We start from the raw sequence: 23,329 nt of genomic DNA, 5'->3' as shown, positions 1-23,329 counted from the left end.
CCTCCCGCAATCAATGAAATCATTGATTTCAGACTAGCACATCATGTCCCGCTAAAAACCCATTAAGACGCCCAACGGACTCAGGTATTTGGTAAACACCAATGTCACAAGAATCCCCCACGCAAATCCCCTTCCCGCGCCAGGAACCGACCTTCCCTGCGCCCGTTCGCCTGACCGTCCTGGTAACTCAATACCCCGTTGACCCACACGCCATCGATGCCTTCGGCCGCCCGTTGCGGGTCGTTGAAGTCCGCGACATCGCGAATGGTTGCCGGGTCGAACAGCACCAGGTCGGCCCAATGGCCTTCGCGGATCTCGCCCCTTTGCTTGAGGCCGAACCGCGCCGCCGACAAGCCGGTCATCTTGTGCACGGCGGTGTGCAGGGGAAACAGTCCTACGTCACGGCTGAAATGGCCGAGCACCCGAGGGAAGGCGCCCCACAAGCGTGGATGAGGAAACGGATCTTCCGGCAGGCCGTCGGAGCCGACCATCGACAAAGGGTGCGCCAAAATCCGTCGCACATCGGCTTCGTCCATCCCGTAGTACACAGCGCCCGCCGGTTGCAACTGGCGGGCGGCATCGAGCAGGGACAGGTTCCACTCGGCGGCGATATCCATCAGGTCGCGCCCGCCCATCTGCGGGTGCGGCGTTGACCAGGTGATGGTAATGCGGTGTGCATCGGTGACTTGCTTGAGGTCCAGGGTCGAGGAACTGGCGGCATACGGATAGCAATCGCAGCCCACCGGGTGGGTTTTCGCCGCCTGCTCAAGGGACGCCAACAGTTGCGGGCTGCGCCCCCAGTTACCGGCGCCGGCACATTTGAGGTGGGAAATGATCACCGGGGACTGCGCATGCCGGCCGATCTGGAATGCCTCGTCCATGGCGTCCAGCACCGGCTCGAATTCGCTGCGCAAATGGGTGGTATAGACCGCGCCAAACGCTGTCAGCTCTTCGGTCAGTTGCATCACTTCATCGGTCGATGCCGAGAACGCACTGGCGTAGGCAAGACCGGTGGACAAGCCCAAGGCGCCAGCTTCCAGACTTTCGCGCAGTTGCTCGCGCATGGCGGCAATTTCATCGGGAGTAGCGGTGCGAAACAGGTCGTCGAGGTGGTTGCTGCGCAGCGCGGTGTGGCCCACCAGCGCGGCGACGTTCAGCGTGGTGTTTGCCGCCTCCACTGCCGCACGGTAATCGCCGAATGTTGGATAAACAAACGCCGCAGCACTGCCGAGCAGGTTCATCGGGTCCGGTGGATCGCCGCGCAGGCTCACCGGCGAGGCGCTGATCCCGCAATTGCCGACGATCACCGTGGTCACGCCCTGGCTGAGCTTGGGCAGCATCTGCGGCTGACGGATCACCACCGTGTCGTCGTGGGTGTGTACATCGATGAAGCCGGGCGCCAACACGCGGCCAGCAGCGTCGATTTCTTCGGTGGCACGGGCATCCTGCAAGTCACCGATGCGCTCGATGCGGCCATTGCGGATCGCCACGTCGGCCGGATAGCCAGGGCTGTTGCTACCGTCGATGACCAGGGCATTGCGAATCAGCGTGTCGTACATCATGTCAGTCTCCCAGCGGCAAGTGATCGTCGCCGCCGCGGTAATCGTCCAGGGCGAGCTTGATCCGCCGCAGGCGCTCTTGATTGTCTTGAGGATTGGCCAGTGCCAGCTCGGTGGCAAGCACATCGATGGCGAGCAACATGCCGTAGCGTGCTGCTGTCGGTTTATAGATGAAGGAGGTCTCGGCGCTTTGCAGCGGCAGCACGATGTCGGCCAGTTGCGCCAGCGGCGAATCGCCTCGGGTAATGGCCAGAACGGGCGCACCATAGCTGCGGGCCAGTTCCACGGTTTCCAGCAGTTCGGGGGTGATCCCGGTCAGTGAACAGACGATGACTACCTGATCGGCGCTGAGACTGGCCGCGGTGATCCGCATCATTACCGCGTCGTGGCAGACCGCGATCGGGTAGCCAAGGCGCACGAGGCGCACTTGCAACTCATCGCTGCACAAGGTCGAACAGCCGCCCATGCCGAAGGCATGAATCATCCGCGCCTTGCCCAGCAGTTTCACGGCATCGGCGAACCGCGACTCGTCGAAGGCTGACAGGTGCTGGCGCAGGGTCGATTCGATGTCGCCGACTATCTGCCCGTAGAACGCTGACTGCTCCGGTGTGCCCGCCGGATCGAGAAAACGGCTGCCGACGCCGCTGGCCTGGGCCAGTTGCAACCGCAGGTCGCGCAGATCCTTGCAGCCGACCGTACGGGCAAAACGCGACAGCGTGGCAGTGCTGACCTCTGCGCGCAGCGCCAGCTCATCCAGGCTGGCGGAGGCGGCAAACCCCACATCGTCGAGCATCAGGCGCGCGATGCGTCCTTCCCCGGCACTGAAGGAATCCTGGCGGGCGCGGATCTGGTAGAGGATGTCCATGGCGGGCGGCTCCGGTTAAATCAGGTAGGAAAGGCCCACGGTCAGGCCGAAGGCGACGAGCGAGATCAGGGTCTCCAGCACCGTCCAGGTCTTGAAGGTCTGGGTCACCGTCATATTGAAGTATTCCTTGATCAGCCAGAAGCCGCCGTCGTTGACGTGGGAAAAGATCACCGAGCCCGCCCCTGTTGCCAGCACCAGCAGCTCCGGGTGTGGATAACCCATCGCGATGGCCACGGGGGCGACCACGCCCGAGGCGGTGGTCATGGCCACGGTAGCGGAGCCGGTGGCGATGCGCATCAAGGCGGCGAACAACCAGCCCATCAGCAACGGCGACAAGTGAAATTCGTTGGCCAGGCCGACGATCTGGTCGGTGACACCGGCGTCCACCAGAATCCGGTTCAGGCCGCCGCCGGCGCCCACCAGCAAGGTGATGCTCGCAGTCGGCGCCAGGCATTCGTTGGTGAACTTGAGGATCGACTCGCGATTGAAGCCCTGGGCCAGGCCAAGGGTCCAGAAGCTCAGCAAAGTCGCCAGCAGCAATGCGATGACCGAGTTGCCGATGAACAACAGAAACTGGTTGAAACCCGTGCCAGGGGTGGAAATCAGGTTGGCCCAGCCGCCGATCAGCATCAACACCACCGGCAACAGGATGGTTGCCATGGTGAGGCCGAAACTTGGCAGACTGTCGCGCGGTTCACGTTCGAGGAACTGCCGCTCCAGTGGGTTTTCCGCCGGCAACTGGATGCGCGGCACGATGAATTTGGCGTACAAGGGCCCGGCGATGATCGCCGTGGGAATACCGATCGCAATCGCATAGAGCAAGGTCTGCCCCACCGACGCCTGATACACCTGCACCGCCAGCATCGCCGCCGGGTGCGGTGGCACCAGCGCATGCACCACCGACAGGCCGGCGACCATCGGCAGGCCGACCATCAGGATCGACACGCCGACCCGCCGCGCCACGGTGAACGCGATCGGCACCAGCAATACGAAACCGACTTCGAAGAACAACGGCAGCCCGACCAGGAAAGCGATACACACCATCGCCCAATGCGCGTTTTTTTCGCCGAAGCGGTCGATCAAGGTGCGCGCCACCTGCTCGGCGCCGCCCGACTCGGCCATCATCTTGCCGAGCATGGTACCCAGCGCCACCACCAGGGCGATGTGTCCCAGGGTCTTGCCGACGCCCGCCTCATAGGCGCCGACCACACCGGACGGCGGCATGCCCGCCACCAGCGCCAGGCCGATGGAGATCAGGGTGATGACAATGAACGGATTGAGCCGGTAACGGGCGATCAGCACGATCAGCGCGATGATGGCGACAGCGGCATACACCAGCAGCCAATAGCCGAAGGACGGGGTCATGCGGTACTCCTCGAGAGGGTCACGTCGAAAGTTTTGTGAAACTCTTAAAACATTTCGAGACGCGATTTTCAAACGAGGTGAAAGTAATTTTCGTGCAGAGGTAAGGGATGTCGCTCAGAGATATGTCGTGTCGTAATTAATGAAAATCAGGCAGGTATATTTTCATCACCACGGATCGTTCCCTCGCTCTGCGTGGAAATGCATCCCCGGACGCTCCGCGTCCCTTCACAGCCGAACGCAGAGCGTCCGAAGAGGCATTCCCACGCGGAGCGTGGGAACGATCATCCTTTGCTGCGCGTGGGAACGATCAGGCAGGCGGATCTCAGTCGTGTTGTACCCGGGCGCGCTTGAGCAGTTTCTTGCAGCGCTCGGACAGGCCCAGCACACGCAGGTGCTTGCCAGCCTTGCTGTAGCGCTCGCGCAAGGTCTCCAATGCAGCGATGGCGGAGTAATCGACGAAGCTCAGGTGGCGACAATCGAGGGTCACTTGCACGGGGTCGTTGGCCGCGTCGAATTGGTTGAGAAACGGCGTGGTCGAGGCAAAAAACAAGGTGCCGTGCACGCGGTACAGCTTGCTCCCGTCGCTTTCCAGGTGACTGTCGGCGTACAGCTGCCGGGCCTGCTGCCAGGCGAAATTCAGCGCCGCAATGATGATCCCGCACAACACCGCCATGGCCAGGTCGGTGAACACCGTGATCACCGTCACCATGATAATCACCAGTACATCGTTCATCGGGACCTTATTCAGCACCCGCAGCGAAGCCCAGGCGAAGGTCTGCTGCGAAACCACGAACATCACCCCCACCAACGCCGCCAAAGGAATACGTTCGATCAACGGCGACAGGAACAGGATGAACAGCAGGATCGACACCCCGGCCACCACACCGGACAACCGCCCGCGCCCCCCGGAGCTCAAGTTGATGACGGTCTGGCCGATCATCGCGCAACCGCCCATGCCACCAAACAGACCGGACACCACATTGGCCGCACCCAGCGCCACACACTCGCGATCGGGGTAACCGCGGCTCTCGGTGAATTCGTCGGTGAGGTTGAGGGTCAACAGGGTTTCCAGCAGGCCGACCATCGCCATCAAGAACGCGTAGGGCGCAATGATGCTTAGGGTTTCCAGGTTCCAGGGAATGTCTGGCAGGGCAAATGTCGGCAAGCCGCCGGCGATATGTGCCATGTCGCCCAGGGTGCGGGTTGGCAGGCCGAGGAAGTGCACAGCCAACCCCACTCCCAGGATCGCCGCCAACGCCGGCGGTATCGCGCGGGTCAGACGCGGCAGCACGTAGACAACCGCCATCGTTACCGCCACCAACCCGATCATGTAGTACAGCGGCGTACCGCTCAGCCAGGTCTCACCACTCTTGAAATGCTCAAGCTGCGCCAGGGCAATGACGATCGCCAGGCCGTTGACGAACCCCAGCATCACCGGGTGCGGCACCATCCGCACCAACTTGCCCAGGCGCAGCAGCCCGAACGTCGACATGATCAACCCGCCCAGCAGCACCGTCGCCAGCAAGTACTGCACGCCGTGCTGCACCACCAGCGCGACGATCACCACCGCCATCGACCCGGCAGCACCGGACACCATGCCAGGCCGACCACCGAACAGCGCGGTCAGGGTGCAAATGATGAACGCACCGTACAGCCCCATCAGCGGATTGAGATGAGCCACCAGCGCGAAGGCAATGCATTCGGGCAGCAGGGCGAAAGACGTCGTGAGGCCAGCGAGGGCATCGGCGCGTAGATGTTTTGGTTTCATGGGGGACCGCGTGCAGGGAGAAGCAGGAAGGAGTATGCGGATGTTACGGAATCGAGGGAGGCTCGGCCAGTTCATGCGACCTCAGAAACGCCTTCGCGAGCAAGCCCGCTCCCACAGTTGACCCGGTTCCCTCAGAGGAAATGCGGTCGAATGTGGGAGCGGGCTTGCTCGCGAAGGCAGCGACTCGGTGTTGAGCGAACTCAAACCATCTCGTGACGAATCCACTCCAGCACCGACGTACGCTTCGGCGCCCACCCCAGGATTTCCCGCGCACGCGTTCCGCGAACACGGCTGTTGGAGCCCAGGCCATAGTTGGCCATTTCATAACCCCACTCGTCTTCGGCGTCCTTCAGCGGCCAGTCTTGCGGCTTGCCCAGGTTCAGCGCCTCGGCGATCGCCGTGGTCATGTCGATGAAAGACGCTTCACCGCTTTCGACGAAGTAGAACGTGCCTGGGACGTTTTTGCTCAGCGCCAGCAGGTACAGCGATACCACGTCTTCGATGTGCACGTTGGACCAGATGTTCTGCCCGGTCCCGACATGGCGGACCACGCCGCTTTTACGCGCCTGCTTGAGCAAGCGCGGCAGCTGCACGCTGTCGCGCTTGACGCCCAGGCTGTGGCCGTAGATCAGCGTGTTGCAGATGACGGCCGAGTTCACGCCGTCCTTGGCCGCGGCGAGGATCAGGTTGTCGATGGCCACGCGTGCAGCCTTGTCCACGGTGGGTTCCGGCAAATTGTCTTCGTAATAGATAACGTCGCTGGGATGACCGCCCGAGGCATCGCCGACGATGCTCGAACCGCTGGTATGCAGCAATACCTTGTTGGAGCCGCGCAAGGCATCGAGCAAGGCTTCGACAGCGCCGCGATGGTCGCTGCTGGCGGCGTTGATCACGGCGTCGGCTGCCCGGGCTTGTTCGGCCAATAGTGCGCTGTCGTCCAGCGTACCGGTCACGGGGGTGATGCCCAGTGCCTTGAGCTCGTCCGCTTGCTCGGCGTTGCGCACCAGGCCGGTCACCTTGTGGCCGGCCTTGACCAGACCGGTGGCGATGGAGCCGCCGATGAAACCGGCCGCACCGGTAACGAATACGTTCATGGAGAAACTCCCTGCGTTGATAAGTGATGCAACGAGTATCAAGCAGTGATCCCAGACGAAAAATCCCTGCTGACCCAATTCACTCTTGCGCAGGAATCACGAATCAGTCGCTGAAATCCGTGGAAGCGTAAAGCGCCAATTTGCCCTGGATGAAGTCAAGGAAACACTGGATGCGCAAGGCCAGTTGCGAGTTGCGGTAGTACACCGCGTTGATCGGCTGGCGATAACCGCTGTTGAACTCGGCCAGCACGACCTTCAACCGCCCGGCATGAATGTCCTCGATGGTCATGTAATGCGACAGGCTGGCGATGCCCTGGCCTTCCAGCGCCAGATGGCGGATGGTTTCACCGCTGGACGCGCTGAGTGACGCCTGGATCGGCCAGCGATCGCCATGCACATAGCGCAACGGCCATTGGTTGAGGCCTTCGTTCTGGGTGAACCCCAGCAGGGTGTGTTCGGCCAGGTCCGCCACGGCTGTCGGTGTGCCATGTTTTTCCAGGTAGGCGGGACTGGCGACGATGTGCAGCGGACTGCATCCCAGCGAACGGGCGTGCAGGGTCGAGTCGGCGAGTGTGCCGATGCGGATGGCGATGTCGGTGCTTTGCTCGAGCAGGTCGATGATCAGGTCGTTGCTGTTGAGTTCGAGCTGGATATCCGGATAAAGCCGGCGGAACTCATCGATGTACGGCACGATGGCATGCAGCATGAACGGCGACGCGGCGTTGATGCGCAATCGCCCGGACGGCGTTTGCTGGCGCGAAGACAAGCGTTCTTCGAGTTGGTCCATCTGATCGAGAATCAGCTTGGCGTGCTCGAAGAAATATTTGCCCTCCTCGGTCAGGTCCATGCGCCTCGTGGTGCGGTTGATCAACGTGGTATCGAGCTTGGCCTCCAGCCGCGACAGCGTGCGACTGACCGCCGACGGCGTTTGCCCGACCTGCTCGGCGGCCGCGGAAATCGACCCGCACTCAATCACGCAGACGAAGATCTGCAGTTCATCGGATCTGGCTTTCACGTGTGTCCTCTTTCACGAATCGGCATGGCATGAATCGCCAGGATCGCAGCCTTCGGCAGCTCCTACAGGGTATTGCGTATACCTGTAGGAGCTGCCGAAGGCTGCGATCTTTTAAGCCATTGCGACCGATATTAGCTGAGCGTTACACCTTCAGCCCAAACACCTCGGCCAAGTGCTGCTCATAACGCGCCACATCGGCCTCGATGTTCGGGCGCTTCATCACGTCCACGCAGAGGAAAGTCGGCAAAGCGGTCATGCCGAGGAATTCGTTGGCCTTGTGGAACGGGAAGTACACCGCGTCCACGCCTTTGGCCTCGAAGAAGTCGGTCGGGTCGTCGAAGGCTTGCTGCGGCGCGTTCCAGGTCAGCGACAGCATGTATTGCTTGCCCTGGATCAGGCCCCCGCTGCCGTACTTCTGCGAGGCGTCGGAACGGGTGCGGCCATCGCTGGCGTAGAGGCTGCCGTGACCTTCGGTGAAGACTTCGTCGATGTACTTCTTCACGGTCCATGGCGCGCCCATCCACCAACCCGGCATCTGATAGATGATCACGTCGGCCCAGAGGAATTTGGCGACTTCTTCGGCAACGTCGTAACCCTCGTCGATGAAGGTGGCCTTGACATCCACACCGCCGCGATCCAGCACGCTCAGCGCGGCTTCATGCAAGGTGGTGTTGTAGCGGCCATCGGAGTGGGCGAATTGTTTGCCGCCATTGAGTAACAGGACTTTTTTCATGAGAGGTCTCGTAAGGGTCAGAAACTGGATGGCGGCAGCGTAACGATCCGCCTCGCGCGGAGTAAGCGCCGCTGTCGCAAAATACATTTGACCCACGCGCACGAATCACTAGGAGATTGTTGCCTTAGACTGGCGCCGATTCTGACTTGAGGAGTGTTTTCCAATGAGTGAAATGCAAGGTTTCATCCTGCACGCCAAGACCCGCCCGGAAAAATCCGACGCCTTCGAAGCGTTTTTCAGCGGCTACGTAGAAGCAAGTCGCGCCGAACCCGGCTGCATCGAGTACCACATGCTGCGCGACAAGCAGGACCCTACCCTGTTTATCTTCTTCGAGATCTGGCAGTCCCAGGCACATCTCGACGTGCACTCGAACCTGCCGCACATGAAGCAGTTCCTCGACCAACGCGATGAGTACCTGGAACGGGATTTCGAAATCCGCGCCATCGAGAGGCTCAGCCCGTCGTCCGCTAGCCGCTGATCAACAAATGGCCGCCGAGCAACCCGAGGCCAATGAAGAATACGCGCTTGAACAACAAGGCGCTGATCCGCTGGCGCAGCCACTGCCCCAGCCACATGCCGAGCACCGCCGGGATCAGCGCCAACAGCGACGCGCTCAACTCGCCGCCGCCAAGGGCGCCGCGCCATAGCAGCCCACCTGCGAGGGCAAGGGTGGAGACGGTGAACGACAGGCCCAACGCCTGCACCAGTTCGTCCTTGCTCAAGCCCAGCGCCTGCAGGTAAGGCACTGCCGGAATCACGAACACGCCCGTGGCCGACGTGATGACACCGGTCAACACGCCGCACATCGGACCTAGCCAGCACTCATTACCCGCACCGACACGCATGGTCGGCAAGAACAAGCCGCTCAGCGCATAGAGCAACAACGCCGCGCCCAATCCGCGCACCACCCAGTGTCCGCCGACCATGCCGATCCACAGCGTACCGGCGCCGGTGCCGATGAAAATCGCCAGCAGCATCGGCCACAGCCGCAGGACCAACCCGCGCAGATGCCCGCCGAAAGCCAGTTGCCAGACGTTGGTCAGGGTCGCGGGAATGATCAACAGCGCCGAAGCCTGTGAAGGCGCCATAGCCAGACCGAGCAAGCCCATGGCGATGGTCGGCAGGCCCAGGCCGATCACGCCCTTGATCATGCCGGCGAGCAGGAAGGTGGCAATGACCAGTAGTGAAAGGGTCAGGCCGAGATTCTGGTAGAACGAGACGAGGGTATTCATGGGCTAATGGTGAGCCCGGATTGGCGGGTTGAAAATCTGCCATATACTGAGCCTGCCTCTTGATTAGCAAGAGGCTTAAGTATTCGCCGTGGCTGCTGACGCCTTCGCGGGCAAGCCCGCTCCCACAGGGATCTTTGGCGGACACCAGATTATGTTCGATGCATTTCTACTGTGGGAGCGGGCTTGCCCGCGAAGAGGCCCGCCCACACGACACACCACTTGAGGCTGCAATGATGCACTTCGACCTGACCGACCTGCGCCTCTACCTGAACATCTTCGACACCGGCAACATCACCGCCGGCGCGGCGCATAGCCATCTGTCCCTGGCCGCCGCGAGCGCGCGAATCCGTGCAATGGAAGCATCACTCGGCACTGAGTTCCTGCAGCGCGGCCGTCGCGGCGTTACCCCGACGCCTGCCGGCAAGGCCCTCGCGCAACACGCCCGGGTCCTGCTGCAACAGGCCGCACGCATGCAGCAGGACCTGGCCGAATATGCCAAAGGCGTCAAAGGCCAGGTGCGATTGCTGTGCAACACCACGGCGATCACCGAATACCTGCCGGAGTTGCTCGCCGACTTCCTGCGCGAGCACCCCAACCTCGACATCGACTTGCAGGAATTGCCCAGCACGCGCATCACCCACGCGTTGCGCCAGGGTGCCGCCGACCTAGGCATCGTCTCCGATGCGGTGGACACCCAAGCCCTCGAAACCCTGCCCTTTCGCGACGACCCGCTGGTGCTGATCATGCCGCCCGGGCATCCGTTGGCCGACGGCGAACCGCCGACGTTCAGCGATACCTTGCAGCACGACTACGTGGGGTTGGCCGCTAATAGTGCACTCGCGGTGTACCTCGAAGAACAGGCGTTGCACGCGGGTATGCGCATGCAGATCCGCATCCGTGCGGAGGGTTTCGACGGGGTGATGCGCATGGTTGCCCGCGGCGCCGGGCTGGCGATTGTACCGCTGGCGGCGATCCAGCGCCGGGCACTGGATCAACCGCTCAAAAGCTTCTCGTTGAAGGAAGACTGGGCGCAGCGAAAACTGCTGCTGTGCGCGCGATCATTCACTGGCCTGCCCGGTTATGCCAGGGCGCTGCTCGAGGCGTTGCTCACTGAGTGAGGCCGGTTTGGGCTTCCTGAAAAACACGCCGTAGACAACGGTCAGCAACAACAGGAACGGCACACCGAACACCAGGGTCATCTTGAAGGCTTCGGTGAAATAGGTGGTGATCATCACCGCGCCCATCAGTACCAACCCCAACCAGGTGCTGTAGGGGAACAGGCGCATGCGAAACGACAGTTTTCGCTCGCCGTGACGCTGGTGATAACGACGGAAACAGTAGTGCGTCAGGAAGATCATGAACCAGGTGAAGATGGCGCCGAACATGGAGATCGCCATCATCAAGGTGAACGAACTTTCCGGGTACAGGATGTTGAGCAAGGTCGCCAGGGCAATGCCCGAGCTCGACAACAACAGGGCGTTCAGCGGAATCCCGCTCTTGCTCAACTTGCCCATGGACTTGGGGGCGTAGCCGCCACGGGACAGGCTGAACATCATGCGCGTGGTGATGTACAACTGGCTGTTCATCGCCGACAGCGCGGCGATCAGGATCACGAAATTCATCACCCCGGTGGCGCCCGGAATGCCGATGGCTTGCATGACCGTGACGAACGGGCTTTGCGTATGACCGGCCTGGACCCACGGCACAATCGCCAGCATCAGAGCGAGGGTCAGCAGGTAGAACACCACCAGGCGCACGATGGTCGCGCGAAAGGCTTTCTTTACCGCTTGCTCCGGGTCCTGCGCTTCACCGGCGGCCACGGCGATCATCTCCACGCTCAGGTAACTGAAGATCGACACGATGACCGCGACCCACATGCCTTGCAGGCCATTGGGGAAAAAACCGCCGTGGACGGTGTAATTGTGCACGCCGTATTCCGGGTTGCCGGAACCGAACACCACGTACACCGCAAGAATGATGAAGCCGACGATCGCGCCGATCTTGATGGTCGAGAACCAGTACTCGAACGTGCCGAAGGTCTTCACGCTGATCGCGTTGAGCACGATCAGCACACTGGAAAACGAGACGATCCACACCCACTCCGGCACGTTGGCAAACCAGTACTTCATGTACATCGCCACCGCTGTCACTTCCGTACCGACCGCCAGCACGATCGCCGCCCAATAGGCATAGCGCACCAGGAACCCGGCCAGGGGGCTGACGTAGAATTCGGCGTAAGCACCGAATGAGCCGGAGGTCGAATGGGCCACGGTCATTTCCGCCAGGCAGCCCATCAACAACAGCGTGATGATCGCGCCGATGGCGTAGCTGAGCAGCACGCTCGGCCCGGCATAGCCAATCGCGTAGGCGCTGCCCATGAACAGCCCGGTGCCGATCGCGCCACCAATGGCGATCATGCTCATTTGTCCGGACGTCAGCTGACGCCGCAGGCCCTGTTCACGGTTGGATATCGTTTCAAAACCGGCGTTATCGGTCATTTTTATGTCCTCTGAATATTGTCTTTCTTGAAGAGCACGTCTTGGTTTTTACCGGTGGGGATCAGCCACGCACAGCAGGACACGGATCAGAAAATACTCAGTGGATATTCGATGATGACGCGCACTTCGTTGTTGTCCGTGGTATCGGCCCGCGCCACTTGCGCGGTGGAACGCACACTGGCCTGGCGCACCCTCACCGACAGGTCACGCGCCTTGCCCGACTGCACGACGTAGCGCGCCTCGATGTCGCGTTCCCAGCGCTTGCCGTCATCGCCGTAGCGTCCGTAGGCGCCGTTGGGACCACCGTCGTAATGGCTGTCGTCGATATGGTCACCGCTGACGTAACGGGACATGAAGCTCAGCCCCGGCACACCGAACGCCGCCATGTCCAGGTCATAACGCAGTTGCCATGAGCGCTCGTTGGGGGCGTTGAAGTCGAGCACCTGAACCGAGTTGGCGAGGAAAATCGAAGTGCCTGGCTGTTGATCGAACCCCAGGTAATCGAACGGCTCGTTGCCATCGACTTGTTGATACGCCAGGGTCAATCGGTGAGCGCCGAACTTATACCCGGTGGCCAGCGACCAGGTGGTGTTGTCGATTTTTCCGGCCAGGCTCTGACCATCGTCGTTGGTGCGGTAGATGTTGAAATCCAGGTTCAGCGACTGGCCTTCACTCAGGGCAAAGGTGTAGTTGCCGTTGGCGTAGTACTGCCGCCAGATATCGGTGAACTGCGAGCCGTAGAGGCTGATGCTCAGTTGGTCGCTCAGGGCATAACTACCGCCCAGATAATCGACACTGCGGGTTTCCACGCCAGCGTACAGCGCTTTCAGCGCGCCATCGGCATTGGTCGAGTTACTGTCGTTGCCGGCGGTGAAATGACCGATGTCCAGTTGCAAGGCCTTGAGTTCATCGCTGGTCAGCTGGAAGCCCGTGGCAACACTGGTGAACAGTCGCGCATTGCCGGTGCCGAACACCGGGTTTAGCGGGGTCAGGTTGCCGTACTTGAGTTCGGTCTGCGATACCCGCGCCTTCACCGCGCCACCCGCTTCGGAGTACTCATCCTCGGGGCGACCATCGGCATCGACCGGCAGCAAACCGGTGCCGGTGCGTCCCTTGCCACTGTCGAGCTTGATGCCCAGTTGCGCGTAGGCATCGACCCCGAACCCCACCATTCCCTGGGTGTAGCCGGAGCGGTAATCGAGCATGATCCCGTGGGCCCATTCATCCCGATAATTCTGTCCGCCAGGGTTGTTGAGGTTATTGCGGTAGAAATAGAAGTTGCGGTTGGTCAGGGTCAGGCTGCTGCCTTCGACGAATCCATTGTCGGCAGCGGCATAGGCCATTTGCCCGAGGCAACTGCCGATGGCGAGCGACAAGGCGGGCCAGGGGGACAGTCTCATTCTGCGTGCTCCTTATTATTGTGTTTGCACAGAACAGTTGATTGATCGCAGGCGAAGCCCTGCCGCCAGGAAACCTGGCAGCAAGACCTGGACAACGCAGGTATCAGGTGACGCTGTGGCGAACCTGGAATTGCGCTTGCGCCCAGGTTTTCTGATCGAGAATCTCGCCGAGGATCTGCACCGCATCCCAGACCTCGGTGAAGGTCGTGTACAGCGGGGTGAAACCGAAGCGCATGATGCGCGGCTCGCGGTAGTCGCCGATCACGCCCCGCTCGATCAGGGCCTGGATCACCGCATAACCTTCGGGGTGTTCGAAGCTGACGTGGCTGCCACGCTTGGCGTGCTCACGCGGGGTGATCAACTTCAGTTCGTGAGCCGCGCAACGCTGTTCGACCAGTTCGATGAACAAGTCCGTCAGGGCCAGGGATTTACGGCGCAAGCTGGCCATGTCGGTCTGGGCGAACACATCCAGCCCGCACTCGACCATCGCCAACGACGTGATCGGCTGGGTACCGCACAAGTAACGGGCGATGCCGCTGCTCGGCTCGTAGCGCGACTCCATGGCGAACTGCCGCGAGTGGCCGAACCACCCCGCCAGCGGCTGCGGCACCAGATCGCACAACAGCGGCGAGACCCAGACGAACGCCTGCGAACCCGGACCGCCATTGAGGTATTTGTAGGTGCAGCCGATGGCGTAGTCGGCGCCCGCCTGATGCAAGTCGACCGGCACCGCGCCAGCGGAATGCGCCAGATCCCAGATGGCCAGCGCCCCGCACTCATGGGTCAGCGCGGTCAGCGCTTGCATGTCGTGCATGTAGCCGGTCTTGTAGTTGACGTGGGTGAGCATCACCACCGCCGTGTCCTGGTCGATCGCTTGTGGCAGCTCTTCAGGGCTATCAACCAGGCGCAAGGTGTAACCCTGCTGCAGCATGTCGGCCAGGCCTTCGGCGATGTACAGGTCAGTGGGGAAATTGCTGCTTTCGGTGACAATCACCCGCCGCGCTGGCGACCTTGTGGCTTGCACCCGCAGCGCGGCACTGAGCACCTTGAACAGGTTGATCGAGGTCGTGTCGGTCACCACCACTTCACCGTCACGGGCGCCGATCAACCCGGCCAGGCGATTACCCAAACGCTCGGACAGATCGCGCCAACCGGCAGTGTTCCAGCTGCGGATCAGGCCATTGCCCCACTCTTGGGCAATCACCTCCTGAGCACGCGCCAATGCCGCGACCGGGCGTGCGCCCAGGGAATTGCCATCGAGATAAATCACACCGTCGGGTAGCGCAAATTGCTGGCGTAGCGGCGCGAGAGTGTCCTGGGCATCACGCGCCAGGCAATCGTTTCTTGTTGTCATCGGGTGTCCTGTTCTTTGAAGGTCGTAGCGTTTATGCAGGCGTTGCCGGCCCCTTTTTCGTGGAGAAATAATGAACGATGCCTTGGAGAATTTTCGTGCAAACTAAGCGGCTACGAGGTAGTTATTTCGCATAAAATTCGAATCCAACACCCATAAACGCGGATTTACGCCAGCCATGAATCTCGACTCGACAGACCTGCGAATCCTCCATCAACTGCAACAGGATGGCCGCATCAGCAATCAGGAGCTGGCAGAGAAAGTCGCCCTGTCGCCGTCGGCCTGTCTACGAAGGTTGCGGCTGTTGGAAAGCGAGGGAATCATCAGCGGCTATCGCGCGGTGCTCAATGCCGAACGGCTGGGGATCGAACTGGAAGCCATCGTCCATGTGTCGTTGCGACAGGACGTCGAGGATTGGCACGAGACCTTTATCAAGAAGGTCCAGTCGTGGCCGGAAGTGGTCACCGCGTATGTGATTACGGGAGCGAGCAACTATGTGCTGCGCGTCCAGGCGCGTAATCTCAAACACTTCTCCGACTTCATCGTCAACCACTTGAACCGCACGGCGGGGGTGACTGATATCCGCTCGGAAATCGTCCTGCAGAAGATCAAGGAGCGTGAATCGTTATTGGACCTGGTGGTGCGCAAGTAAGAGAGCAATGCCTAATACACTGCTAAACCTGTGGGAGCGGGCTTGCTCGCGAAGAGACAGTGTCAGTTGACATCAATGTTCACTGATCCACCGCATTCGCGAGCAAGCCCGCTCCCACATGTAAGTGTTTTAGCCGCGCAGGCGCCGGGCTTCATTGCGCTGCAAGGTCATGCTCGGGGACTCGTCGAACAGCTTGCGGTACTCGGCGGAAAAACGCCCCAGGTGCGTGAACCCCCAGCCCATGGCGATCGCGGAAATATTGCGCGCCGAGCCGTGTTCAAGCAGCTCCTGACGCACGCCGTTCAGGCGGTACTTCTTCAGGTAGACCATCGGCGACAATGCGAAGTACTTCTTGAACGCCTCAAACAGCTTGAAGCGTGAAACCCCGGCAGCCGCTTCGATGTCCTCCAGGTGCAAAGCCTCGCGAGCATTGTCATGAATGTATTGCCGCGCCCGGATCAGGTAGTGCGGCAACTTCACGCCCAGCACCTCGCGCAACTCTTCTGAATAGTTGTTCGGCTGGGCGAGGATCAAGCCTTTGATCAGCGAACTTTCAATGTCCCGGGTGAAGGCCACTTGCTCGTAGAGGTCGCTACCGTGCTCCAGCTCAGCGATGAAATAGCGCGCCATGCGCCACCACGAAGCCGACGCGCCATCGACCGCATCCATCATCGGTTCGAAGCGCAGCGGCGCATCCAGGGGCCGCTGCAGCAGGCCTTCCAGGGACTCACTCATGGCGACGCGGGTAATCACCACCTGGACTTTGCGGCAGTCGCCGGAAATCGCCAGCAACTGGTTTTCATTGGGGGAAATGATCACCCCCTGGTCGCGGTCGGATCTCACCACCCTGCCGTTCTTGCTCAGCTCCTGTTCGCCCACCAGGGGCAGGCTCAGGCTGTAGCTGCTGAAGCGCTCGGGATCCTCGATATCGATGGTGACATCGGTGCCGTATTCGATGGTGCCCAGCGTCGTGGCCATCGACTTGAACGTGTTGGCACTGTGATGGAAGCGGATCCGCTCGGGCGTCGAGGTCACGAGTCGATGCGGCCCGCAAATACCGGACATCCAGCTTCTTGCGGCCTCGAGGTCGTCGCTGTCGACACGAATGTCGCGACTCTGCGGATCGGTTTTGCTGTTCATCACGGTGCACCCACGGGCTATTTTCCAGCGCGCTCTGACGGCGCGTCTCAGGCGTGGAAAACGCAAGTTCCAGGCCACAAAACGCCAGCGCCAACTGAGTGGATAGCAATCCTCGACTATGTGGATAACGTAGCCGGTGAACGTGTCCCAACAGGCACTCGACGTTGCGCAAAACAGTACCTGATTGCTGCACACAGGTGCAGCCATTCATCGTTTGGTGCGCCTTCTGGGTAGTCGCTGCCCAGTTTGATACCGAGTGGGTGTTACCCCACGAATTTTACGGACTGCCTTCGCCCACAAACCGGATAGACCCCCACCCGCCCCACTCCCTCTAATGAGCACACCGATTAGCCCCAATAAAAAACAGGTGCACACCCATGAGTGGCGAAAAAAACGTCGAGCAGTGGAAAGCGTTTATCCAGGGCTGCCTGGACTTCCGTCCGGCAGAAGGCGTGTTCCGCATCGCCCGGGACATCTTTACCGAGCCGCAGTTGTTCGATCTGGAGATGGAACTGATCTTCGAGAAAAACTGGATCTACGCCTGCCACGAAAGCGAGCTGGCCAATAACCACGACTTCGTCACGATGCGCGCCGGTCGCCAGCCGATGATCATTACCCGCGACGGCGACGGCCAGCTCAACGCATTGATCAACGCCTGCCAGCATCGCGGCACGACCCTGACCCGCGTCGGCAAGGGCAACCAGTCGACCTTTACCTGCCCGTTCCATGCCTGGTGCTACAAAAGCGACGGGCGCCTGGTGAAGGTCAAGGCGCCGGGCGAGTATCCGGAAGGCTTCGACAAGGCCACGCGCGGCCTGAAGAAGGCGCGCATCGAGAGCTACAAGGGTTTCGTATTCATCAGCCTCGATGTACACGCCGACAACAGCCTCGAAGACTTCCTCGGCGATGCCAAGGTGTTCTTCGACATGATGGTCGCCCAGTCGCCAACCGGTGAGCTGGAAGTGTTGCCCGGCAAGTCGGCCTACACCTACGACGGCAACTGGAAACTGCAGAACGAAAACGGCCTCGACGGCTATCACGTCAGCACGGTCCACTATAACTACGTGGCCACGGTGCAGCATCGCCAGCAGGTCAACAGCGAGAACGGCACCGGCAGCGCCAGCACCCTGGACTACAGCAAGCTCGGTGCTGGCGACGCCAACACCGATGACGGCTGGTTCGCGTTCAACAATGGCCACAGCGTGCTCTTCAGCGACATGCCGAACCCGTCCGTGCGCTCCGGCTACGCGACCATCATGCCGCGCCTCGTCGAAGAACACGGCCAGGAAAAGGCCGAATGGATGATGCATCGCCTGCGCAACCTGAACATCTACCCGAGCCTGTTTTTCCTCGACCAGATCAGCTCGCAATTGCGCATCATCCGGCCGGTGGCCTGGAACAAGACCGAGATCATCAGCCAGTGCCTGGGGGTGAAAAACGAGTCGGACGCCGACCGCGAAAACCGCATTCGCCAGTTCGAGGATTTCTTCAACGTGTCGGGCCTGGGTACACCCGACGACCTGGTGGAATTCCGTGAAGCCCAGCGCGGTTTCCAGGCCCGCCTGGAGCGCTGGAGCGACATTTCCCGCGGCAGTCACCGCTGGGCCACCGGCGCCACGCCCAACAGCGAGTCGATCGGCATCGCCCCGGCCATGACCGGCACCGAATTCACCCACGAAGGGCTCTACGTCAACCAGCACAGCAACTGGCAGAAATTCCTGCTCGATGGCCTGGACGCGAAATCCCTGAAACTCCGTGAGGTGCAATGATGAATGCGCAATTGCAGTACCAGATCGAACAGTTTTTCTATCGCAAATCCGAACTGTGCGATGCCCAGGACTGGGACGCCTACATCAAGCTGTTCGACGAGCAGAGCGAATTCCACCTGCCGCAATGGGACTCGGAACACGTCTACACCCGCGACCCCAAGCGCGAGATGTCGCTGATCTACTACCCCAACCGTTCAGGCCTGGAAGACCGTGTGTTCCGCCTGCGCACGGGCAAGTCCGCCTCCTCGACACCGATGCCGCGCACCTTGCACCTGATCAGCAACGTGCGGATCGGCGAACTTGAAAACGGTGAACTGGAGGTGCGCCTGAACTGGCACACGCTGTTCTATCGCCTGGCCACCTCCGAGCAGTTCTACGGACGTGCAACCTACCGGCTCAAGCCCCACGCCGACAGTTGGCTGATCAGCCGCAAGCATGTGCTGCTGCTCAACGACACCATCAACTCGGTACTCGACTTCTACCACCTCTGAATCCAAGGAGATCGAGGCATGAATCATAAAGTGGCGTTCAGCTTTGCCGACGGCAAAACGCTGTTCTTTCCCGTACAACCCAACGAAATCCTGCTCGACGCCGCCCTGCGCAACGGCATCAACATTCCTCTGGATTGCCGCGAAGGCGTCTGCGGTACGTGCCAGGGTCGCTGCGAATCGGGTGACTACAGCCAGGATTATGTGGACGAGGAAGCGCTCTCGAGCCTGGACCTGCAGCAGCGCAAGATGCTCACCTGCCAGACCCGGGTGAAGTCCGATGCGGCGTTTTATTTCGACTTCGCATCCAGCCTGTGCAATGCCTCGGGTCCGGAACAACTGAGCGCAACGGTGACCGGCGTCAGGCAGATTTCGGCCAGCACCGCGATCCTGCACCTGGATCTCGGTACGACGAACCCACTGGATTTTCTGCCGGGGCAGTACGCCCGGCTGTCGATTCCGGGGACTGAAAGCAAGCGCTCCTACTCGTTTGCCAATCGGCCGAGCGAGCACAATCAACTGCAGTTCCTGATTCGCCTGCTACCCGACGGCGTGATGAGCAACTACATCCGGGAACGCTGCCGGGTAGGCGACGAAATCATGCTCGAGGCACCGCTGGGTGCGTTCTATCTGCGGCATGTGGCCAAACCACTGATCCTGGTGGCGGGTGGAACCGGGCTGTCGGCACTGCTGGGCATGCTCGACGACCTCGCCGAGCGCGATTGCACGCAGCCGGTGCACCTGTACTACGGCGTGCGCGACGCTGCCGACCTGTGCGAACGGGCACGTATCGAGGCTTATGCCGAAAGCCTTCCGGGGTTTCGCTACACCGAAGTGGTCAGCGATCCATCGCCACAGTGGACGGGCAAGCGCGGCTACATTGCCGAGCATTTCGACCTCAGTGAACTGCGCGACGCGCCGGTCGACATGTACGTCTGCGGGCCACCGCCGATGGTCGAGTCGATCAAAGACTGGTTGCAGGCCCAGGCGCTGGACAGCGTTCACCTGTATTACGAAAAGTTCACCGAGAGTAATATCTGATCTTTCAAACCAGGCCTGACAACAATAACCAGAAGGGAACGAGATGGCGGATGAAATCTTGCAACAGGGATCGCTCAAGCGAGGGTTGAAAAATCGACATATTCAACTGATCGCCCTGGGCGGGGCGATTGGTACCGGGCTGTTCCTCGGCTCTGCGGGGGTACTCAAGTCGGCCGGCCCGTCGATGATCCTCGGTTATGCGATTGCCGGATTCATCGCCTTCCTGATCATGCGCCAGTTGGGCGAGATGATTGTCGAGGAGCCGGTAGCCGGTTCGTTCAGTCACTTCGCCCACAAGTACTGGAACGGTTTTGCCGGTTTCCTCTCCGGCTGGAATTACTGGGTGCTGTACGTGCTGGTGGGCATGGCCGAGCTGACGGCCGTGGGCAAGTACGTGCAGTTCTGGTGGCCGGAAATCCCGACCTGGGTCAGCGCCGCGGTGTTCTTCGTCCTGGTCAACCTGATCAACACGATGAACGTCAAAGTCTTCGGCGAGATGGAGTTCTGGTTCGCGATCATCAAGGTCGTGGCCATCATCGGCATGATCGTCCTGGGCTGCTACATGCTGTTCAGCGGCACCGGTGGCCCACAGGCGTCGGTCAGTAACCTGTGGAGCCACGGCGGCTTCTTCCCCAACGGCACCACCGGCCTGCTGATGTCGATGGCATTCATCATGTTCTCCTTCGGTGGCCTGGAACTCGTCGGCATCACGGCCGCTGAAGCCAGCGAACCGAGGAAGGTGATTCCCAAGGCGATCAACCAGGTGGTTTATCGCGTGTTGATCTTCTACGTCGGCGCACTCACCGTGCTGCTGTCGTTGTACCCTTGGGATCAACTGCTGCAGACCCTTGGCGCGTCCGGCGATGCCTACAGCGGCAGCCCGTTCGTCCAGATCTTCTCGTTGATTGGCAGCGATACCGCCGCGCACATCCTCAACTTCGTGGTGCTCACCGCGGCGCTCTCGGTCTACAACAGCGGCGTCTATTGCAACAGCCGCATGCTCTACGGCCTGGCCGAACAGGGCGATGCACCGAAATCGCTGATGAAACTGAACAAACAGGGCGTGCCACTGCGGGCGCTGGGCATCTCGGCGCTGATCACCATGCTCTCCGTGTTGGTCAACTACCTGGCGCCCCATGAGGCGCTGGAATTGCTGTTCGCCCTGGTAGTCGCCTCGTTGATGATCAACTGGACGCTGATCAGCCTGACCCACCTGAAGTTTCGCAAAATCATGGGCCAGCAAGGCATCGTGCCGAGCTTCAAGTCGTTCTGGTTTCCTTACAGCAACTACCTGTGCCTGGCGTTCATGGCCATGATCATCTGCGTGATGTGGATGATTCCGGGCATACGCGCGTCTGTCATTGCTATCCCGGTGTGGGGGTTGATCATCTACGGGTTCTACCGGATGCGTGTGGCGCGGGATCGCAGCTTGCCTGTCGCGCAATAATCCTTGGCCCAACAAAAAGCCCCGGCATTCAATGAATGCCGGGGCTTTTTAATGCGCGTCCCCTGTAGGGGCGAGCCTGCTCGCGATGAACCTGAAAGCGCGCCGCGGGGTGTCAGGTTTCCCGCGTTATCGTAGGCCTCCATCGCGAGCAGGCTCGCTCCTACAGGGATAAAAACGTCAGATCACAGGGTCGAACGCACCCGCCACAACTCCGGGAACAGCACGGTATCGAGCATCTTGCGCAGGTAACCCACCCCTTCTGTGCCGCCAGTGCCTGGTTGAAAGCCAATGATCCGCTCGACCGTGGTGACATGGCGGAAGCGCCACTGGCGGAATGAGTCTTCGAGATCGATGAATTTCTCGGCCAGTTGATAGAGGTCCCAATAACGCGACGGATCCTTGTAGACCACACGCCACGCCGCTTCTACCGAGGCGTCATGTTGCGTCGGGCTCGTCGGGTCACGCTCGAAACGCTGAGGGTCAATCGCAAGGCCAGCGCTGGCCATCAAGCGAATAGCTTCGTCATACAGCGAAGGTGTGGCGATGGCTTTTTCGAGTTCCTGCAACAGCTCCGGCCGATGGGCGTGGGGGCGCAATAGCGTCGCGCTCTTGTTGCCCAGGATGAATTCGATTTCACGGTACTGAAACGACTGGAAGCCCGACGATTGTCCCAGGAAAGGCCGGATCGCGTGGTACTCGGTAGGCGTCATGGTGGCCAGTACTGTCCACGCATGCACCAGTTGATCAAAGATCCGCGAAACCCGCGCCAGCATCTTGAAGGCCGGCGGCAACTCTCCCAGCCGCATGTGTTCGCGGGCAGCCTTGAGCTCGTGCAGCATCAGCTTCATCCACAGCTCAGAGGTCTGGTGCTGGATGATGAACAGCATCTCGTTATGATCCGGCGACAAGGGGTGCTGGGCACTGAGGATACGGCCCAGGTCCAGGTAGTCGCCGTAGCTCATGGAGTCGGAAAAATTCAGCTCGGCGTTATGCCATTCCTCTGTCTGATTGGCAGGCGAATACGGACATTGGCTCATTGAGCAGGCTCCTCATGTGGCGTGGAATTCAGTGGACGCAAGATAGCCCTGACCGGGCTGGCGTCGAGGTTGGCAAAGCGCAGTGGCAGCGCGATCAACTCGTAATCCCCTTCCGGTACGTCATCGAGCACGATGCCTTCGAGAATGGCCATGCCGTGACGCGCCACGGCGTTGTGCGAATCCATGGTCTTGGATTGCTGCGAGTCCAGCGATGGCGTATCGATGCCGATCAGACGCACGCCGAGACTGGCGAGCAGGTCGACGGTGTCTTTGGCGACCGCCGTGAATTCGGGGTCCCAAGTGGTCAACGGCGCGCGTTGGTAGGTCCGCAGCAGGACGCGTTCGGGCAAATTGTCCAAACGACCTTGCAGTTGTCCGGGTTGCACCAGTGCGCCGCTGCCAAGGCAATGCACCACCCGGCAAGGCCCGATATACACATCGAGGGACACGTCGCCGATGGCCGCGCCGTCCTTGCTGTAGTGCAGTGGCGCGTCGACATGGGCGCCGGTGTGCGGCGACAGCGTGATGCGCCCGACATTCACCGGGCATTCCGGCCCCAGTGTCCAGACGCGTTCTTCCTGAAACGGCGTATCTCCCGGCCAGGTCGGTGTTGCGGTACTCAAGGGCGGGCTGATGTCCCACCACGACATTGTTTTTTTCATTGCACAGCTCTCGGCCTTTTCCGAAGTGAATGATACGAGCGATACCTGTGCATGTTCTTGCAAAAAGATTCGAAAAAGCCTGGGGCTTTCGCACAAACTGCCAGATATCGGCGGTTTATCGAGTGGAAATTTCAATGGGCTTGCAGGGGCTTTCAGCCGTCAAGCGGGTGAGGGTCGCTGCGTTTCTGGATACCTCGATGTCGAGCACAGACA

The 23,329-nt window shown here is 60.6% G+C and carries 21 protein-coding genes and 1 pseudogene; 8 read left to right on the top strand and 14 right to left on the bottom strand.

Features of this window, described 5'->3' with window-relative positions; all coding sequences use genetic code 11:
- Positions 1–104: 104 nt before the first annotated feature.
- From QLG10_RS25650 to QLG10_RS25620, 7 genes are all read right to left on the bottom strand, one after another.
- Complete coding sequence (locus tag QLG10_RS25650) at positions 105–1,562, bottom strand: D-aminoacylase (protein ID WP_110746699.1); 1,458 nt, start codon at positions 1,560–1,562, stop codon at positions 105–107.
- A 1-nt stretch (position 1,563) separates the two neighbouring features.
- Positions 1,564–2,424, bottom strand: coding sequence for a MurR/RpiR family transcriptional regulator (locus QLG10_RS25645; RefSeq protein WP_110746697.1), 861 nt, complete (start codon positions 2,422–2,424; stop codon positions 1,564–1,566).
- Between the two features lie 15 nt (positions 2,425–2,439).
- Positions 2,440–3,789 (bottom strand): gluconate:H+ symporter, encoded by a 1,350-nt coding sequence (locus tag QLG10_RS25640; RefSeq protein ID WP_033045481.1) that lies wholly within the window; start codon positions 3,787–3,789, stop codon positions 2,440–2,442.
- Between the two features lie 322 nt (positions 3,790–4,111).
- The gene (locus tag QLG10_RS25635) at positions 4,112–5,557 is read right to left on the bottom strand and encodes a SulP family inorganic anion transporter (RefSeq protein ID WP_282488249.1); all 1,446 of its coding nucleotides are present in this window, start codon (positions 5,555–5,557) and stop codon (positions 4,112–4,114) included.
- Between the two features lie 200 nt (positions 5,558–5,757).
- A complete protein-coding gene (locus QLG10_RS25630; RefSeq protein WP_282488248.1) occupies positions 5,758–6,651 on the bottom strand; it encodes an NAD-dependent epimerase/dehydratase family protein in 894 nt (297 codons plus the stop codon).
- Positions 6,652–6,754: 103 nt separating this feature from the next.
- Positions 6,755–7,666 (bottom strand): LysR family transcriptional regulator, encoded by a 912-nt coding sequence (locus QLG10_RS25625; protein ID WP_282488247.1) that lies wholly within the window; start codon positions 7,664–7,666, stop codon positions 6,755–6,757.
- A gap of 142 nt (positions 7,667–7,808) precedes the next feature.
- Complete coding sequence (locus QLG10_RS25620; protein ID WP_110746692.1) at positions 7,809–8,399, bottom strand: NAD(P)H-dependent oxidoreductase; 591 nt, start codon at positions 8,397–8,399, stop codon at positions 7,809–7,811.
- 163 nt (positions 8,400–8,562) lie between these two features.
- On the opposite strand from QLG10_RS25620, the gene QLG10_RS25615 reads away from it, so the two are divergent.
- Positions 8,563–8,877 carry a putative quinol monooxygenase gene (locus QLG10_RS25615; protein WP_248678962.1) on the top strand — a complete coding sequence of 105 codons (315 nt, stop codon included), beginning with the start codon at positions 8,563–8,565 and terminating at the stop codon, positions 8,875–8,877.
- Here QLG10_RS25615 and QLG10_RS25610 read toward each other — a convergent pair.
- Entirely contained in the window at positions 8,867–9,631 is a 765-nt protein-coding gene (locus tag QLG10_RS25610) for a sulfite exporter TauE/SafE family protein (RefSeq protein WP_282488246.1), read from the bottom strand. The two genes, QLG10_RS25615 and QLG10_RS25610, sit on opposite strands and share 11 nt — an antisense overlap.
- Positions 9,632–9,864: 233 nt before the next feature.
- Here QLG10_RS25610 and QLG10_RS25605 point away from each other — a divergent pair, with 233 nt between their 5' ends.
- Positions 9,865–10,749, top strand: a complete 885-nt coding sequence (locus QLG10_RS25605) for a LysR substrate-binding domain-containing protein (protein ID WP_282488275.1) — start codon at positions 9,865–9,867, stop codon at positions 10,747–10,749.
- Here the strand turns inward: QLG10_RS25605 and QLG10_RS25600 are convergent.
- The 3 genes from QLG10_RS25600 to kynU all read right to left on the bottom strand — a co-directional run bounded on the left by QLG10_RS25600 (position 10,690) and on the right by kynU (position 14,883).
- Positions 10,690–12,129, bottom strand: coding sequence for an amino acid permease (locus QLG10_RS25600; RefSeq protein ID WP_282488245.1), 1,440 nt, complete (start codon positions 12,127–12,129; stop codon positions 10,690–10,692). The genes QLG10_RS25605 and QLG10_RS25600 overlap by 60 nt on opposite strands.
- Positions 12,130–12,215: 86 nt before the next feature.
- Positions 12,216–13,529 carry an OprD family porin gene (locus QLG10_RS25595; RefSeq protein WP_282488244.1) on the bottom strand — a complete coding sequence of 438 codons (1,314 nt, stop codon included), beginning with the start codon at positions 13,527–13,529 and terminating at the stop codon, positions 12,216–12,218.
- Positions 13,530–13,632: 103 nt separating this feature from the next.
- Positions 13,633–14,883, bottom strand: coding sequence for a kynureninase (gene kynU / locus QLG10_RS25590; protein WP_188265375.1), 1,251 nt, complete (start codon positions 14,881–14,883; stop codon positions 13,633–13,635).
- Between the two features lie 175 nt (positions 14,884–15,058).
- On the opposite strand from kynU, the gene QLG10_RS25585 reads away from it, so the two are divergent.
- Together QLG10_RS25585 and QLG10_RS25580 are read left to right on the top strand one after the other, a co-directional pair.
- Complete coding sequence (locus QLG10_RS25585) at positions 15,059–15,532, top strand: Lrp/AsnC family transcriptional regulator (RefSeq protein WP_020796471.1); 474 nt, start codon at positions 15,059–15,061, stop codon at positions 15,530–15,532.
- Positions 15,533–15,562: 30 nt separating this feature from the next.
- Positions 15,563–15,655, top strand: a pseudogene (locus QLG10_RS25580) (metal ABC transporter ATP-binding protein); the annotation flags it as partial.
- Positions 15,656–15,661: 6 nt separating this feature from the next.
- On the opposite strand, the gene QLG10_RS25575 reads toward QLG10_RS25580, so the two are convergent.
- Positions 15,662–16,672 carry a helix-turn-helix domain-containing protein gene (locus QLG10_RS25575; protein WP_282488243.1) on the bottom strand — a complete coding sequence of 337 codons (1,011 nt, stop codon included), beginning with the start codon at positions 16,670–16,672 and terminating at the stop codon, positions 15,662–15,664.
- Positions 16,673–17,049: 377 nt separating this feature from the next.
- On the opposite strand from QLG10_RS25575, the gene antA reads away from it, so the two are divergent.
- From antA to QLG10_RS25555, 4 genes are read left to right on the top strand one after another with little or no spacing between them, the layout of a single operon-like run.
- The gene (gene antA / locus QLG10_RS25570) at positions 17,050–18,441 is read left to right on the top strand and encodes an anthranilate 1,2-dioxygenase large subunit (protein ID WP_110746680.1); all 1,392 of its coding nucleotides are present in this window, start codon (positions 17,050–17,052) and stop codon (positions 18,439–18,441) included.
- Entirely contained in the window at positions 18,441–18,932 is a 492-nt protein-coding gene (gene antB / locus QLG10_RS25565) for an anthranilate 1,2-dioxygenase small subunit (RefSeq protein ID WP_110746678.1), read from the top strand. The genes antA and antB overlap by 1 nt, the downstream gene beginning before the upstream one ends.
- An 18-nt stretch (positions 18,933–18,950) precedes the next feature.
- Positions 18,951–19,970 (top strand): anthranilate 1,2-dioxygenase electron transfer component AntC, encoded by a 1,020-nt coding sequence (antC, locus tag QLG10_RS25560; protein WP_282488242.1) that lies wholly within the window; start codon positions 18,951–18,953, stop codon positions 19,968–19,970.
- A 43-nt stretch (positions 19,971–20,013) separates the two neighbouring features.
- On the top strand, positions 20,014–21,417 hold the full coding sequence (locus QLG10_RS25555; RefSeq protein WP_282488241.1) for an amino acid permease: 1,404 nt from the start codon (positions 20,014–20,016) through the stop codon (positions 21,415–21,417).
- A gap of 182 nt (positions 21,418–21,599) precedes the next feature.
- Here QLG10_RS25555 and kynA read toward each other — a convergent pair whose 3' ends face one another.
- Both kynA and kynB read right to left on the bottom strand, forming a co-directional pair.
- Entirely contained in the window at positions 21,600–22,454 is an 855-nt protein-coding gene (kynA, locus tag QLG10_RS25550) for a tryptophan 2,3-dioxygenase (RefSeq protein WP_282488240.1), read from the bottom strand.
- The gene (gene kynB / locus QLG10_RS25545; protein ID WP_282488239.1) at positions 22,451–23,116 is read right to left on the bottom strand and encodes an arylformamidase; all 666 of its coding nucleotides are present in this window, start codon (positions 23,114–23,116) and stop codon (positions 22,451–22,453) included. The genes kynA and kynB overlap by 4 nt, the downstream gene beginning before the upstream one ends.
- Positions 23,117–23,329: the final 213 nt, after the last annotated feature.

This window comes from Pseudomonas sp. V98_8 (assembly GCF_029967975.1).
Taxonomy (GTDB): domain Bacteria; phylum Pseudomonadota; class Gammaproteobacteria; order Pseudomonadales; family Pseudomonadaceae; genus Aquipseudomonas; species Aquipseudomonas umsongensis.
This window is presented reverse-complemented; position numbering and strand designations above follow the sequence as displayed.